The sequence below is a fragment of the Chitinilyticum aquatile DSM 21506 genome, assembly GCF_000430805.1.
GTDB classification, from domain to species: Bacteria; Pseudomonadota; Gammaproteobacteria; order Burkholderiales; family Chitinibacteraceae; genus Chitinilyticum; species Chitinilyticum aquatile.
The window spans coordinates 440,385-455,110 of the sequence record NZ_AUMS01000001.1; the positions used below are offsets into that span (position 1 = coordinate 440,385).

A 14,726-nucleotide genomic window follows, 5' to 3' on the forward strand; every position below is an offset into this window, starting at 1 on the left:
TTGCCAAAGACGCTTGCCAATTTTTCAAAAGACCCGTATAGTCCGGCCTCTCTGCTGAAGACCTCACGGAATGAAGCAGAAAATGGTCAGCGCGCCCGTAGCTCAGTTGGATAGAGTATTTGGCTACGAACCAAAGGGTCGGGCGTTCGAATCGCTCCGGGCGCGCCAACCACACACTGCCTCAGTCCCCATCGTCTAGAGGCCTAGGACACCGCCCTTTCACGGCGATAACCGGGGTTCGAATCCCCGTGGGGACGCCAGCTTTCAAAGCTGGCTATTTTTTTGCCCGCTTTCCGGGCGCACCTCCTGCAGCCGCCCGCGCCGGCCTGACCAGCATCAAGAATCCCTCCTATTTCTGACGCGAGCACTACAGAAGACCTCTTGCCGTCATGCAAGACCGCATATAATGCGTCTTACATTTTGCAACACTGGATAAACCCCATGTCATCTGCAACACTGCCTCGCGGCACCAAAATCGTCGCTACCCTTGGCCCGGCCTCGACCGAGCCCGCCGTTCTCGAAAAACTGATCGAAGCCGGTGTTAACACCGTCCGCCTGAATTTCTCGCACGGCAGCGCCAAGGATCATATTGATCGCGCGAATACCGTTCGCGCCATTGCCGACAAGCTGGGTCGCCCCGTTGCCGTTCTCGCCGATCTGCAGGGCCCGAAGATCCGCATCGGCAAATTTGAAAAGAATCGCATCGAATTGAAAAAAGGCGAGACCTTCATTCTTGATGCCAGCTGCGAAATGGGTAACCAGGAACGCGTTGGCCTCGATTACAAGGAACTGCCCAATGACGTGTCCGCTGGTGACACCCTGCTACTGGGCGACGGCGAAATCCAGCTGGAAGTTGTATCTGTCAAAGGCGTAGAAGTCCACACCACCGTACTGTTCGGCGGCCCGCTCTCCAATAACAAGGGCATCAACCGCAAGGGCGGCGGCCTGACTGCTCCCGCGCTCACCGCTAAGGACATGGAAGACATCAAGACGGCAGCTGCCCTGCAAGCCGACTACATTGCCGTGTCCTTCCCGAAATCCGCCGCCGACATGTATATGGCCCGCACCCTGCTGCGCGCAGCCGGTGGTACTGGCGGCCTGATCGCCAAGATCGAACGCACGGAAGCTGTTGCCAATCTGGATGAAATTCTGGACGCCTCCGACGGCATCATGGTCGCCCGTGGTGATCTGGCTGTGGAAGTCGGCGATGCGGCAGTTCCGGCGCTGCAGAAAATGATGATCCGCCGTGCCCGCACCAAGCAGAAGATCAGCATTACCGCCACCCAGATGATGGAATCGATGACCAACAGCCCGGTTCCGACCCGCGCCGAAGTCTCCGACTGCGCCAACGCGGTACTGGACGGCACCGATGCCGTGATGCTGTCTGCCGAATCTGCTGCCGGCAAGTACCCGGTCGAAGCCGTTGAGGCTCTCGTTCGCACCTGCCTGGAAGCCGAGCGCTCGGGTGAAAGCCGTGTTGATCGCGAATTCACCACCGCTGACAGCTTCAAGCGTATCGACCAGACCGTCGCCATGTCGGTCGTCTACGCCTCCATGCACATGGAGCTCAATGCCGTAGCCGCGCTGACCAACTCCGGCACTTCGGCTCTCTGGCTGTCGCGCTACATCGGCAAGGTGCCGGTTTATGCTTTCACCAACTCGGTCAGCACCTACCGGAAAATGGCCCTGTATCGCCATATCCAGCCCGTACTGATTCCGGCCATCGCGGATCGTGAAACTGAAATCACGCACATCCAGGCCGAACTGGTTCGCAGCGGCAAGATGGTTCCCGGCGATCGCCTGGCCGTCACTTTCGGTGTACCTGCCGGCGGCGGCGCCAATTCGCTGCGGATTTTCGACATCCCGGCGCGTTAAGCCGAGAGCGGTCGAAACACAAAAACAAACGGGCCCTTCGGGCCCGTTTGTTTTTCCATCGAAACCATCATAATAATGGGTATTGTCACGCAGCCATTGTGATTAAATGACTGCAGCGATATACCCATTAAAAACGCCCTCCATCCGGAGGGCGTTTCATGTCGGAAAGCGTCAGGCCATTCAGGCCGATTCGCCCTCGACAGCTGGTGCGTCTGCAGCCGGTGCAGCTACTTCTTCAGCCAGCAGCGCCTTGATCGACAGGCGGATGCGACCCTTCTCGTCCTGCTCCAGCACCTTCACGCGAACAACCTGACCTTCCTTGAGGTGGTCGGCCACGTTCTTGATGCGCTCGTTGGCGATCTGGCTGATGTGCACCAGACCATCCTTGCCCGGCATGATGGAAACGATGGCGCCGACATTGTTGTCCAGAATCTTGACGACCGGACCTTCATAGACCTTGCCGATTTCCACTTCAGCCGTGATCAGGCCGATGCGGCGCTTGGCTTCGTCAGCACCTTCGCTCGACACGGAGGCGATGGTGATGGTGCCGTCTTCCTGGATGTCGATCTGCGTACCGGTTTCCTCGGTCAGTGCGCGAATCACGGAGCCGCCCTTGCCGATCACGTCGCGGATCTTGTCCGGGTTGATCTTCATGGTATAGAGACGCGGAGCGTGCGTGCTGACTTCTTCACGCGCACCTTCCAGAGCACCCTGCATGATGCCCAGGATATGCAGACGGCCTTCCTTGGCCTGCTCCAGCGCCACCTTCATGATTTCCTTGGTGATGCCGTTGATCTTGATGTCCATCTGCAGCGCGGTAATGCCGCCATCGGTACCGGCCACCTTGAAGTCCATGTCACCCAGGTGATCTTCGTCACCCAGAATATCGGACAGCACGGCAAAACGGTTGCCTTCCTTGATCAGGCCCATGGCGATACCGGCTACGTGCTTCTTCATCGGCACGCCTGCATCCATCAGCGCCAGCGAGCCGCCGCAGACGGAAGCCATTGACGAGGAGCCGTTGGACTCGGTGATCTCGGATACGACACGCATGGAGTATGCAAACTCGTCATTGCCCGGCAGCATGGCGATCAGCGCACGCTTGGCCAGACGACCGTGACCGATTTCACGACGCTTCGGCACGCCGACGCGGCCGGTTTCGCCTGTGGAGTACGGCGGGAAGTTGTAGTGCAGCATGAAGCGGTCGGTGTATTCACCGTGGATGGCGTCGATCTTCTGCTCATCCATTTTGGTACCGAGGGTCGCAACAACCAGCGCCTGGGTTTCGCCACGGGTAAACAGTGCGGAGCCGTGTGTACGCGGCAGCACGCCGGTACGGATCGAGATCGGGCGCACAGTACGGGTGTCGCGGCCATCAATGCGCGGCTCGCCGTTCAGGATCTGGCCGCGCACGATTTCGGCTTCCAGGCCCTTGAAGATCGACTTGATTTCGTTGGCTTCCAGCGTGCCGGTTTCTTCCGTGATCAGCGCTTCTTTTACCAGCGCCCAGGTTTCGTTGATCTTCTGGGTGCGCAACTGCTTCTGGCGCAGCTTGAATGCCTGCTTCAGACCTTCACCGGCAATGCCGCGAATCTTCTCAGTCAGTTCGACATTGACTTGCGGCTCTTCCCAGTCGAACAGCTCCGGGTTTACTTCATCAGCCAGCTCGTTGATTGCCTTGATGGCGGCCTGCATCTGATCGTGACCGAACACCACGGCGCCCAGCATCACTTCTTCCGACAGCTCGTTGGCTTCGGATTCGACCATCAGCACAGCCTGCTCGGTGCCGGCGACCACCAGATTCATCTGCGAGTTTTCCAGCTGCTCGTTGGTCGGACACAGGATGTACTGGCCGTCAACATAGCCCACGCGCGCAGCGCCGATCGGGCCCTGGAACGGCACGCCGGAAATCGCCAGCGCAGCGGATGCGCCCAGCATGGCGGCAATGTCGGAATCGATGTTCTGGTCAACGGACACGGTGGTCGCGATGATCTGGATATCGTTGTAGAAACCTTCGGGGAACAGCGGACGGATCGGGCGATCGATCAGGCGGGAAGTCAGTACTTCCTTTTCGCTGGGCTTGCCTTCGCGCTTGAAGAAGCCGCCGGGGATCTTGCCGGCAGCATAAGTCCGTTCGAAATAATCGACGGTCAGCGGGAAGAAATCCTGACCCGGCTTGACGTCGCGTGCGGCTACCACGGTAACCAGTACAACGGTGTCATCCATGCTGACCAGAACGGCGCCGCTGGCCTGACGGGCGATTTCGCCGGTTTCAAGCGTGACGGTATGCTGGCCGTACTGGAAGGTTTTGACGATCTTGTTGAACACTGATGTTTTCCTTTTCACATTTTTCGCACCGGATCATGGCGCGTCGCGTTTGCAATAATCTGCAGTCAACTGTCAGCAGGATCCTGTCAGTACATACCTGACACTGCCGCCGGTTCCGGCACAACCTACCCCCCGCCTGCCGCCGGATCCGCTGTTAAGCCGGCGCGAGGGTTTGGGGCGCTGAACTGATAACGATTCATGCACCCCGAAAACAAAAAAGTCGCAGTCAGATGACTGCGACTTTTTGGCGCTGCGCTTACTTGCGCAGGCCCAGCTTGGCGATCAGATCGCGATAGCTGTCTACATTGGTACGCTTGAGGTAGTCCAGCAGACGACGACGACGCGAAACCATCTTCAGCAGACCACGACGGGAGTGGTGATCCTTCTTGTGTTCCTTGAAGTGGGGGGTCAGGTCGTTAATGCGGGCGGTCAGCAGAGCCACTTGAACTTCAGTGGAGCCGGTATCGCCAGCGGCGCGCTGGAATTGCTTTACTACTTCAGCCTTGCTTGCAACTGTTACAGTCATTACTTTCTCCAAATGGACCGGTTGCCCGGTCAGACGAGCAGGGGCGAGTCGGAACCAGCCTCTGCTTCTTACACCAACTGGTTTACAAACCAGCCAGCAGACGTTTGGACCGCAGTTCGCAGCCGTCGCCGACCACCACCACTTCGCCCAAACCGATAAACCGCCGATTATCCGTGGTTTCCGCTCCGGCGTAAAGCCGATATTCACCCGCCGGACAAGCGTTGATGCGCGGCCGCTGGCCGCGACTGATCAACTGGAATTGCGCATCATCCAGCACGAATTCCGGCAATTCGGCCAGCAAGGCATCCGCCGGCAGCAGCAGGGCTTCGCGCTCCGCCATGCTCATGGCCTCGAAAGCAGTGATATCCACCGCGCCCGCCAGCGTAAAACCGGCGGTCTGCGTGCGACGCAGCCCGGTCAGATACGCGCCGCAACCGAGTGCCTTGCCGATATCATCGGCCAGTACGCGGATATAGGTGCCCTTCGAGCAGCGCACATCGATCACCAGTTCCGGCGCCTGGTAACTGACCTGTTCAATCCCGTAAATGGTGACCGCACGCGGCGCGCGCTCGACCTCGATGCCGGCGCGGGCGTATTCGTACAGCGCCTTGCCATCGCGCTTGAGCGCCGAATGCATCGGCGGCACCTGGCTGATCGGCCCGGTGAATTGCTGCAAAACAGCAGCAATCACTGCGGCATCATGCGGCGCAACGCCGGATTCACTGATTTCACCCTCGCCATCCAGCGTGGTCGACACCCTGCCCAGGCACAGCGTGGCACGATAGCCCTTGTCGGCATCAAGCATGCGCTGCGCAAATTTGGTCGCCTCGCCAAAACAGAGCGGCAACAAACCGGTCGCAAACGGATCGAGCACACCGGTATGGCCGCCCTTTTCCGCCTGCAGCAGCCAGCGGGCCTTTTGCAGGGCGCCATTGCTGGACCAGCCGTGCGCCTTGTCCAGCAGCAGCACCCCGTCAATCTTGCGTTTAGCCATACATATATCCTGGGTATATGGCTATAGCCCTTTTATTTAAAAAGCTATAGAGGCATACCCTTGTAAATCAGTTCTCTTCGTCCGGCGCCTTGGGCAGGCTGGCCGCCTGGTTGATCAAGCTTTCCAGCTGCATGCCGCGCTCGACCGAGTGGTCATATACAAAGTGCAATTCGGGCATCTTGAAGAGCGAAATGCCACGCGCCAGCTCGCTGCGCAGGAAACCCTTGGCCTGCTCCAGCTTTTCGGCAATCGCCGCCTGAGCTTCGGCATCGCCGAGGAAGGTATAGAAAATCTTGGCATGCGAATAATCGCGGGTGACTTCCACGTCAGTCACCGTGATCAGGCTGGCCTTGGGGTGATCCAGCTCGCCGCGGATCAATTCGGCCACATCGCGCTGCAACTGCTGCGCAACGCGGTCGGAACGGGTAAAGCTTTTCTTGGGCATGATTGCTCCTGTTTGCGCCGGCTCGCCATATCAAAAGCACAAAACCGCAGGGAGGCATCCCTGCGGTTGTGCGGACTTGCAAAGCCGGCCGTAAACCAATTAGAGGGTACGGGCCACTTCGATGATTTCGAAGACCTCCAGCTGGTCGCCCACCTGGATGTCGTTGTAGTTTTTGAGCTGCAAACCACACTCGAAGCCACCTTTGACTTCCTTGACATCGTCCTTGTAGCGCTTGAGGCTATCCAGCTCGCCGGTAAACACCACCACGTTGTTGCGCAGCAGGCGGACACCGGAATGACGCTTGACGACACCATCCATCACCAGACAACCGGCAATCGCGCCAACCTTGGAGACGGTGAACACCTGGCGGATTTCGACCAGACCGGTGATCTGCTCACGTTTTTCCGGAGCCAGCATGCCGGACAGCGCAGCCTTCACCTCATCTACCGCATCGTAAATGATGTTGTAGTAGCGCAGATCAACGCCTTCAGCTTCGGCCAGCTTGCGGGCCGAGCCGTCAGCACGGACGTTGAAGCCGATTACCACAGCCTTGGAGGCCAGTGCCAGGTTGATGTCGGATTCGCTGATCGCACCAACGGCGTTGTGCAGAATCTGCACGCGCACTTCGTCGGTGGAGAGTTTCGCCAGCGATTGCGACAGCGCTTCGGCCGAACCCTGCACGTCGGCCTTGATGATGACCGGCAGGTTCTGTACTTCGCCTTCGGTCATTTGGGCAAACATGTTTTCCAGCTTGGCGGCCTGCTGGCGCGCCAGCTTGACATCACGGAACTTGCCCTGACGGAACAGCGCGATTTCACGCGCCTTCTTCTCGTCGGCCAGCACCATGGCGTCTTCACCGGCTGCCGGCACATCCGACAGACCAAGAATTTCGACCGGAATGGCCGGGCCGGCTTCGTCAATCGGCTTGCCGTTTTCATCCAGCATGGCGCGAATACGGCCATAAACCTGACCGGCCAGCAGCATGTCGCCCTTCTTCAGCGTACCGCTCTGCACCAGGAAGGATGCGACCGGACCACGACCCTTGTCGAGGCGCGCCTCGATGATGATACCCTTCGCCGGTACATCGACCGGAGCGGTCAGCTCCAGCACTTCGGCCTGCAGCAGGATTGCATCGAGCAGTTCGTCAATGCCCTCGCCCTTCTTGGCGGAAACATGCACGAACTGGGTATCGCCACCCCAGTCTTCCGGCACCACTTCGTGAGTCACCAGTTCCTGGCGGATGCGCTCCGGATTGGCTTCCGGCTTGTCGATCTTGTTCACTGCAACCACGATCGGCACGCCGGCCGCCTTGGCATGGTGAATCGCTTCGATCGTTTGCGGCATCACGCCATCATCAGCCGCCACCACCAGTACAACGATATCGGTCAGCTTGGCGCCACGTGCACGCATGGCGGTAAATGCCTCGTGACCCGGGGTATCGAGGAAGGTAATTATGCCCTTCTCGGTTTCCACGTGATAGGCGCCGATGTGCTGGGTAATGCCGCCAGCTTCACCTGCCGCTACCTTGGCGCGACGGATGTAATCCAGCAGCGAGGTCTTGCCATGATCGACGTGACCCATGACGGTAACGACAGGGGCGCGCGAAATGGCTTCGTGCTCACCGGCAGCATCATCGCCCAGATAGGTTTCCGGATCGTCCAGTTTGGCTGCAATCGGGGTGTGGCCCATTTCTTCCACGACAATCATCGCGGTTTCCTGGTCGAGCACCTGGTTGATCGTTACCATCATGCCCATTTTCATGAGGGCACGAACGACTTCAACGCCCTTCACCGCCATTTTGTGAGCGAGATCAGCAACCGAAATGGTTTCCGGAATGCTGACTTCCTTCACCTGCGGCTCGGTCGGCGCCTGGAAGCCGTGGGCATTGTTGTCATTCTGCTGCTGGCGCTTGCCACCCTTCCTGCCGGATTTCCAGTCACCACCGGTATCGCCACCACGCGTCTTGATGCCTTTCTTGCCGCGACCTTCTTCCCAGCTGCTCTTGCCATCCTTCTTGTCCTTCTTGTCGGAAGGCTTGCTGGCAACCGGAGCCGGAGCCACTGGCTTGACAGGCTCGGGCGCACGCATCGGCTTGTCGCTGGGCTTGCGCAATTCAACACGCTGACCAACACGCGGGCGATTGTCATTGCCGCGTGATTCCGGTGCGCGCACCTCAGGCTTACGCTCTGCAGTAGCCGGACGTTCGCTGCGTGGCTCGACTCGCGGCGCATGACGAGGCGCAACGACTTCTTCCACTTTGGGGGCTACAACGGGTGCAGCCTCGATCACAGGGGGGGGGGGCTCTGCCACAGCCGGTTCGGCGCGAGCCGGCGCTTCATTGCGCTGCTGCTTGGCGCGCATTTCGGCTGCCTGGCGTTCACGCAATTCATTTTGACGGCGGGCCTCTACTTCACGCGCGGCCTGCTGCTCGGAATCAATGACCGCTGCTGCCGGCGCGGCATTGGTCGGCGCAGCAGCAATCGGAGCTGCGACGATCTCCGGCGCAACGACAACCCGCTTTTTCCGTGTTTCAACCGTAATGGTCTTTGCCTTGCCGGTTGCATCGGTCTTGCGGATTTCGCTGGTTTCCTTGCGGGTCAGCGTAATGCCTCCCTTGTTTCCTGCGCCATGCTTTTGCTTCAGATGTTCCAGCAGACGAGCCTTGTCATCTGCCGTCAGGGAGTCCTGCTCGGTCGTCTTGTTGACTCCGGCTGCGCGAAGCTGCTCCAGCAGCTCCTGTGCCGGCATTCGTAATTCGGCTGCAAACTGACTGACTTTTAGTTCACTCATGCGTTTTCCTCCCGCGCATCAACGAACCAGTGCTCGCGCGCTTTCAAGATGAGTTGTTTGGCCGAGTCCTCGTTCATGCCGGTCATTTCCGTCAATTCGTCTACCGCGAGCTCGGCCAAATCGTCGCGGGTATGGATATCTTTCTCGGCCAGGAGAGCGGCGAGCTCCGGAGTCATGCCTTCGAGGGTTTTCAGATCCTCGGACTGATGCTCCAGCTTTTCTTCACGGACAATGGCCTGCGTCAGCAGGGCATCGCGCGCACGGGCTCGCAGCTCATTGACGGTATCTTCGTCAAAAGCCTCGATTTCTAGCATTTCGTTCAGCGGCACATAAGCCACTTCTTCCAGGGTATTGAAGCCTTCCTGCACGAGTACATCAGCGACATCCTCGCCGATATCCAGTGCCTGCACGAAGAGCTGGCGGACCTTGGAGAATTCTTCCTCGTGTTTTTGCTCGGCCTGCTCGACGGTCATGATATTGAGCTTCCAGCCGGTCAGTTCAGAAGCAAGCTTGACGTTCTGCCCGCCTCGGCCAATTGCCATTGCCAGGTTTGACTCGTCGACCACGACATCCATGCTGTGATTGTCTTCATCCACCACGATGGAATTTACTTCGGCCGGAGACAGGGCGCCAATCACGAACTGGGCTGCATCGTGTGACCAGAGCACGATATCGACGCGCTCGCCGGCAAGCTCGTTGGTGACCGCATTCACGCGGGTGCCACGCACGCCGATGCAGGTACCTTGCGGATCGACACGCTGATCATTCGACTTGACCGCGATCTTTGCACGCATGCCCGGATCGCGGGCCACACCCTTGAGTTCGATGAAACCATTCTCGATTTCCGGCACTTCCAGCTCGAACAGCTTGGCCATGAATTCGGGGGCTGTACGACTCAGTACCAGCATCGGACCGCGACCAAGGCGATCAATGCGCAGCAGGAAGGCTTTGATGCGGTCGCCAACACGCAGGTTTTCCTTCGGGATCATCTGGTCGCGCGGCAGGATTGCTTCCAGCTTGCCGATTTCGATGATGGCATTGCCACGCTCGATACGCTTGATCACACCGGATACAATGTGCTCGCGGCGTTGCAAGAAGTCATTCAGATTCTGCTCACGTTCGGCATCACGGATTTTTTGCAAAATCACCTGCTTGGCCGACTGGGCACCAATTCGACCGAAATCGATAGGCTCAAGCTCGACTTCCCAGACGTCACCCACCTTGAGGTTCGCGTCATAGTCCGGCGCATCGGTAATCGCGATCTGGCAGGCCGGCATTTCATGGTCATTGTCTTCGACCACGGTCCAGACGCGCAAAGCGCGATGCTCACCGGTATGGCGATCGATTTCGACTCGAACCTCGGCCTCGTCATCATCCAGACGCTTCTTGGTCGCGGATGCCAGCGCCAGCTCCAGCGCGCCGAAAACCACCTCACGATCCACATTCTTTTCGTGCGCCAGCGCATCAACCAGCACGAGAATTTCACGATTCATTGCAATCCTTCCTCCGGTACGGCTCTTTCGTGCCGGGACAATGTCAGAACTGCGGCTCAAGCCGCACACGATCAACCTGAGAGTGCGGCAAGCGCAGCTCCTCTCCATTCACCAGCAGGACGAGTTCCTCGCCCTGCAAACCTACCAGACTGCCAAGCAGCATCCGCCGCTTGTCCGGCAATGGAATACGCAACTTGACCTTGACCATGCTGCCGGCAAAGCGCTCAAAATCCGCCGGTTTTTTCAGTGGTCGGTCCAGCCCCGGAGACGACACCTCAAGACGCTCGTAGGCCACCTCTTCCACCATGAACAGGCGTGTCAGATGGTTGCTGACCAGTACGCAATCATCGATGGTCACGCCATCAGGCTGCTTGTCGATAAACAGGCGAACCATGCCGCCGGCACCAATTTCCAGGTCCACCAGTTCGAACCCGAGGCCCGGCAAGGTCGCATCAACCAGACTTTGCAGACTTACTGCCATATACGCTTCCTGCACCACAAACAAAAAATGGGCTGCAAGACTGCGCCCATTCGATCAAGGACAGCTCCCGGCAATCTGCCATGAGCTTTGCGCCATCATAACAGAATGCGAACAAGTTTAAAACCGCTGCGGAACGCTTCGGATGGATTCATCCGGCAGGCTGCATGTCCTGCCATATCGACTATCCTCCAGACAGGCGCTCTGCCTCGACTCACTTCCGATGCAACACCGGGAGCATATTCCGAATACCGCACTTACCCGAAACAGGTAAAATTCCCCAGCCCACATTCTGCCGGACACATTCCAATGAATCTGCTTCCCTTTTTCAAGCTGATGGCCGAACGCAATGCCTCAGATCTGTTCCTGTCGGCGCACTCCCCCATCGTGATCAAGATTCAGGGCACATGCCACCCGGTCAACAATCAGGTGCTAGCCCCGGAACACGTCAAGCAACTCGCCTATCAATTGATGAACGAGGGCCAGATCGAACGCTTCGAGCGCGAACTGGAGATGAATTTTGCACTCTCCATTCCAGGAGTAGGCAGCTACCGGATCAATATCTTCAAGGCACGCGGCAATGTTGCCGTCGTTGTGCGCTACATCCGCATAAATGCTCCTTCGATTGAAGAGCTGCGCATGCCACCGGTCCTCAAGGATCTGGTCATGGAGAAGCGCGGCATCATCCTGCTGGTTGGCGCCACCGGCTCGGGTAAATCCTCCACCGTGGCCGCAATGCTCAATTACCGCAACGAGAATCATGCCGGCCACATCCTGACTATCGAAGATCCGGTCGAATTCCTGCATCCACACAAGAAATCGATTTTTAACCAGCGTGAAGTGGGCATCGACACGCTGAGCTACTCCGAAGCATTGAAGAACGCGATGCGCGAGGCTCCTAATGTGCTGATGATGGGCGAAATCCGCGATCGCGAAACCATGCTTTACGCCATGCAGTATGCCCAGGCCGGCCACCTCTGCATTTCGACACTGCACGCCAACAACAGCTACCACTCGCTTAGCCGTATTGTAAATTTCTTCCCGCAGGAAGCCCGCGAAGCACTGCTCTACGACCTATCGACATCGCTGAAAGCGATCGTGTCGCAACGCTTGGTGCGCAACAAGCAGGGTGTTCTGGTTCCTGCGGTTGAAGTCATGCTCAACACCAACCGTATCGCGGAGCTCATTCGAAACGGTGATCTGGCCGACATCAAGGAGGCCATGGAACAGTCACTGTCCGAAGGTTCACAGACATTCGAGCAATCGCTGTACCGCCTTTACCGCTCCGGTGAAGTCGAACTGGATGAGGCGCTGCGCAATGCCGACTCTGCCACCAACCTCTCCTGGATGGTAAACAACTCGCAATCCGTAGAGGAACAGGAAAAAGCGGCTGTCGCCAACAAGCAGACCGCGCAGCAGAAACCGGACGATGAACCGGAAATCAGCTTCAACATGGAACTGCACTGAGCGATGACTACTCTTTATGGCATCAGCAACTGCGACACCATCAAAAAGGCGCGCCGCTGGCTCGATGACGCCGGCATTGATTACACCTGGCATGATTACAAAAAATCGGGAATCACCCTCGAGCGACTGCACGACTGGAGCCAACAACTCGGCTGGGAAGCATTACTGAATCGCAAGGGAACGACCTGGCGCAAACTGGATGAAGCCGTGCAAGCCAGCATCACGGACGCGAACAGTGCTTGCCTGCTGATGCATGCCCATACTTCGCTGATCCGCCGCCCTCTACTTGAGCATGAAGGTATGGTGATTGCCGGATTTGATGAAGAAACCTATAGCAAGCTACTCAACGTGGACACAGGTAGTGATATATAGTCAGCCAGCGCTTTAAATACGAGGCACAGAGGCGAATACCGAGTAAGGTACCATGCAGAACAAATACACGACAGGCTGTGCACATGCATTGCAGCGGGGCAACAACAAGACCAGACCAGCACCACTGACCGATGCCTGCCCTGCCTGCGGCGCCCGCTGCGATGCAATCATCAGCAACGGCCTGCCTCCGCACCATATCGATTTCAGCTGCCAGTGCAACCAATGCAATTTCCAGTGGCAGCCGAACCAGCAGGATTCCATGTAAACTTCTTTGCTGAGCGTTTAAAAAATCCAGTTAAAGATAATCACCCAAGCGCCGATATAGAGCTTAATATAACTATTGCTACACATGGGCATGTGTACCCGGACCGGAGCAGGCCATGAAAATCGACAGCCAGGGCAAACCGCTAGCCCCTCCGCAATTGCGGACAGCGGAAAATCGCAGCAGTACCAGCAGCAAGGCAGGTGAAGCCAGCCTGCAGCAGGACAGTGTTCAACTGAGCAGCAGCGCAGGCATCAGCCAAGGCGAAAGCACGTTTGACGCCGACAAGGTCGCAGCCATCCGTCAGGCAATCAGTGAAGGCCGCTTCCAGGTCAAGCCGGAAGCCATTGCCGACGGCCTGCTCGATAGCGTCAAAGACCTCCTGACCCGCCAAGCCTGATCACGAAACAGCACATGCCCACTTCGGAACTTGAACTCAGCCTCGATGCGGAGCTGGAGCAGCTGGAGCAGCTTCTTGGCCTGCTGAAGAAAGAGCAGCAGCTGCTTACAGAGCGCAAACTGGATGATCTGATTCCGCTGCTTGAAGAAAAGACAACCCAGTTGCGGCACTTGGAAAACCGCAGCCAGGCAAGGCGTCAGGCATTTGCGAAACTAGGCATCAGCGACCAAGCCGGTCCAATCCGCAGCTGGCTGCATACCCACCAAAGCAATCTACTTCCGAAGTGGGAGCAGCTGCTGGATAAAGCCCGCATGGCTGAGCTGTTGAACCGCACCAATGGCCAACTCATCAGCACGCGCCAGGAAATAGAACAGCAATTCCTGCAGCAAGCCGTCAGACCAGACAGCGACGAGCTGCCCTCCTATTCCGCAGACGGCAAAATCAGTAGTGCAGGCAGCGCAGCCCGCCGACGTGACCTCGTCTAGCCCAACAGCAAATCAATCGACCAGAAAGCTCCCCCCTCCTTCAAATCGGCTCAGATAGTACGGCTGCGTCATGGATTCGACCCTGACCTTGCCTCGGGAGTTGGGTGCGTGGACAAATCGCCCATCCCCAATATAGATACCGACATGGGAGCGCGGCTTGCCCAGAGTATTGAAAAATACCAGATCGCCAGGTCGCAATTGCTCCCTGGAAACCAGGCGGGCCAGCTGTGATATCTGTGCAGCATTGTGCGGCAAACTCACTCCTGCGGCCTGCGCATACACGTACCGCACAAGACCACTGCAATCAAGACCCGCCTCAGGATTGGCCCCGCCAAAGGTATAACCGACATCAATCAGGCCAAGCGCGCGCATGGCCACTTCCTGCCCCGCATTGGGTGGAAGCCGCAGCGCTTGACTAGAAGACGTTGGGGGGGAGCCCCGCCTTTTATCCTGCCCTGCCGGTGGTGACTGAGTGCTGCTGCATGCCGCCATCAGCAGCACAAAAACGAACAGGGACGCTCGTCCGGAAAATACTGCGGTCTTCATTGCCAAATCGCCTTCTGCAATTCGAATATGATCTTTACCCTGCATTTGTTTTCAACTTTATATTGCAAAGCAGCAAAATGACAATGCCGCCAATATGCTGCAAAGCAGCATAAAATGTAGCACTCTCTATTCCAACAACAGCCTGCCAATCATGATGCAGATCAAATTTTGATTATGAATCCTTGTTAGGATTCTTTGTGCATATTTACCAAGCATTACAGCATATCGCAGTGCTAATCTACATCTTGTAGATAAGGGATTACAC

13 protein-coding genes and 2 tRNA genes are annotated in these 14,726 nt (G+C 57.5%); 7 read left to right on the forward strand and 8 right to left on the reverse strand.

Annotation, left to right across the window (positions count from 1 at the left end; translation table 11 throughout):
• Positions 1–91 precede the first annotated feature (91 nt).
• The 3 genes from H559_RS0102120 (at position 92) to pyk (ending at position 1,875) form a co-directional block, all read left to right on the forward strand.
• Positions 92–168, forward strand: a tRNA-Arg gene (locus H559_RS0102120).
• A 16-nt stretch (positions 169–184) separates the two neighbouring features.
• Positions 185–260 (forward strand) — tRNA-Glu (locus H559_RS0102125).
• Between the two features lie 181 nt (positions 261–441).
• On the forward strand, positions 442–1,875 hold the full coding sequence (gene pyk, locus H559_RS0102130) for a pyruvate kinase (RefSeq protein ID WP_245579320.1): 1,434 nt from the start codon (positions 442–444) through the stop codon (positions 1,873–1,875).
• Between the two features lie 180 nt (positions 1,876–2,055).
• Here pyk and pnp read toward each other — a convergent pair whose 3' ends face one another.
• The 7 genes from pnp to rimP form a co-directional block, all read right to left on the reverse strand.
• Positions 2,056–4,203 carry a polyribonucleotide nucleotidyltransferase gene (pnp, locus tag H559_RS0102135; protein WP_028451333.1) on the reverse strand — a complete coding sequence of 716 codons (2,148 nt, stop codon included), beginning with the start codon at positions 4,201–4,203 and terminating at the stop codon, positions 2,056–2,058.
• Between the two features lie 256 nt (positions 4,204–4,459).
• Positions 4,460–4,729 (reverse strand): 30S ribosomal protein S15, encoded by a 270-nt coding sequence (rpsO, locus tag H559_RS0102140; protein WP_028451334.1) that lies wholly within the window; start codon positions 4,727–4,729, stop codon positions 4,460–4,462.
• Between the two features lie 82 nt (positions 4,730–4,811).
• Complete coding sequence (gene truB, locus H559_RS0102145) at positions 4,812–5,723, reverse strand: tRNA pseudouridine(55) synthase TruB (protein WP_028451335.1); 912 nt, start codon at positions 5,721–5,723, stop codon at positions 4,812–4,814.
• A gap of 67 nt (positions 5,724–5,790) precedes the next feature.
• On the reverse strand, positions 5,791–6,168 hold the full coding sequence (rbfA, locus tag H559_RS0102150; RefSeq protein WP_028451336.1) for a 30S ribosome-binding factor RbfA: 378 nt from the start codon (positions 6,166–6,168) through the stop codon (positions 5,791–5,793).
• A 99-nt stretch (positions 6,169–6,267) separates the two neighbouring features.
• Positions 6,268–8,958, reverse strand: coding sequence for a translation initiation factor IF-2 (gene infB, locus H559_RS0102155; protein WP_028451337.1), 2,691 nt, complete (start codon positions 8,956–8,958; stop codon positions 6,268–6,270).
• The gene (gene nusA, locus H559_RS0102160) at positions 8,955–10,451 is read right to left on the reverse strand and encodes a transcription termination factor NusA (RefSeq protein ID WP_028451338.1); all 1,497 of its coding nucleotides are present in this window, start codon (positions 10,449–10,451) and stop codon (positions 8,955–8,957) included. The genes infB and nusA overlap by 4 nt, the downstream gene beginning before the upstream one ends.
• Positions 10,452–10,494: 43 nt before the next feature.
• A complete protein-coding gene (rimP, locus tag H559_RS0102165) occupies positions 10,495–10,932 on the reverse strand; it encodes a ribosome maturation factor RimP (RefSeq protein ID WP_034639309.1) in 438 nt (145 codons plus the stop codon).
• A gap of 306 nt (positions 10,933–11,238) precedes the next feature.
• On the opposite strand from rimP, the gene H559_RS0102170 reads away from it, so the two are divergent.
• The 4 genes from H559_RS0102170 to H559_RS0102190 all read left to right on the forward strand — a co-directional run bounded on the left by H559_RS0102170 (position 11,239) and on the right by H559_RS0102190 (position 13,915).
• Positions 11,239–12,396 (forward strand): PilT/PilU family type 4a pilus ATPase, encoded by a 1,158-nt coding sequence (locus H559_RS0102170; protein ID WP_028451340.1) that lies wholly within the window; start codon positions 11,239–11,241, stop codon positions 12,394–12,396.
• Positions 12,397–12,399: 3 nt separating this feature from the next.
• Entirely contained in the window at positions 12,400–12,768 is a 369-nt protein-coding gene (locus tag H559_RS0102175; protein WP_028451341.1) for an ArsC family reductase, read from the forward strand.
• 380 nt (positions 12,769–13,148) lie between these two features.
• Entirely contained in the window at positions 13,149–13,430 is a 282-nt protein-coding gene (flgM, locus tag H559_RS0102185; RefSeq protein ID WP_028451343.1) for a flagellar biosynthesis anti-sigma factor FlgM, read from the forward strand.
• Positions 13,431–13,444: 14 nt separating this feature from the next.
• Complete coding sequence (locus H559_RS0102190) at positions 13,445–13,915, forward strand: flagella synthesis protein FlgN (RefSeq protein ID WP_028451344.1); 471 nt, start codon at positions 13,445–13,447, stop codon at positions 13,913–13,915.
• 12 nt (positions 13,916–13,927) lie between these two features.
• Here H559_RS0102190 and H559_RS0102195 read toward each other — a convergent pair whose 3' ends face one another.
• Positions 13,928–14,506 carry a C40 family peptidase gene (locus H559_RS0102195; protein WP_245579321.1) on the reverse strand — a complete coding sequence of 193 codons (579 nt, stop codon included), beginning with the start codon at positions 14,504–14,506 and terminating at the stop codon, positions 13,928–13,930.
• Between the last annotated feature and the right edge of the window lie 220 nt (positions 14,507–14,726).

What these genes read in the sequence shown, in the direction of transcription:
- H559_RS0102195 (WP_245579321.1), bottom strand. Translation starts at nt 14,506, where the DNA reads ATGCAGGGTAAAGATCATATTCGAATTGCAGAAGGCGATTTGGCAATG.
- pyk (WP_245579320.1), top strand. Translation starts at nt 442, where the DNA reads ATGTCATCTGCAACACTGCCTCGCGGCACCAAAATCGTCGCTACCCTT.
- H559_RS0102175 (WP_028451341.1), top strand. Translation starts at nt 12,400, where the DNA reads ATGACTACTCTTTATGGCATCAGCAACTGCGACACCATCAAAAAGGCG.
- flgM (WP_028451343.1), top strand. Translation starts at nt 13,149, where the DNA reads ATGAAAATCGACAGCCAGGGCAAACCGCTAGCCCCTCCGCAATTGCGG.
- H559_RS0102190 (WP_028451344.1), top strand. Translation starts at nt 13,445, where the DNA reads ATGCCCACTTCGGAACTTGAACTCAGCCTCGATGCGGAGCTGGAGCAG.
- truB (WP_028451335.1), bottom strand. Translation starts at nt 5,723, where the DNA reads ATGGCTAAACGCAAGATTGACGGGGTGCTGCTGCTGGACAAGGCGCAC.
- H559_RS0102170 (WP_028451340.1), top strand. Translation starts at nt 11,239, where the DNA reads ATGAATCTGCTTCCCTTTTTCAAGCTGATGGCCGAACGCAATGCCTCA.
- rbfA (WP_028451336.1), bottom strand. Translation starts at nt 6,168, where the DNA reads ATGCCCAAGAAAAGCTTTACCCGTTCCGACCGCGTTGCGCAGCAGTTG.
- rpsO (WP_028451334.1), bottom strand. Translation starts at nt 4,729, where the DNA reads ATGACTGTAACAGTTGCAAGCAAGGCTGAAGTAGTAAAGCAATTCCAG.
- rimP (WP_034639309.1), bottom strand. Translation starts at nt 10,932, where the DNA reads ATGGCAGTAAGTCTGCAAAGTCTGGTTGATGCGACCTTGCCGGGCCTC.
- infB (WP_028451337.1), bottom strand. Translation starts at nt 8,958, where the DNA reads ATGAGTGAACTAAAAGTCAGTCAGTTTGCAGCCGAATTACGAATGCCG.
- nusA (WP_028451338.1), bottom strand. Translation starts at nt 10,451, where the DNA reads ATGAATCGTGAAATTCTCGTGCTGGTTGATGCGCTGGCGCACGAAAAG.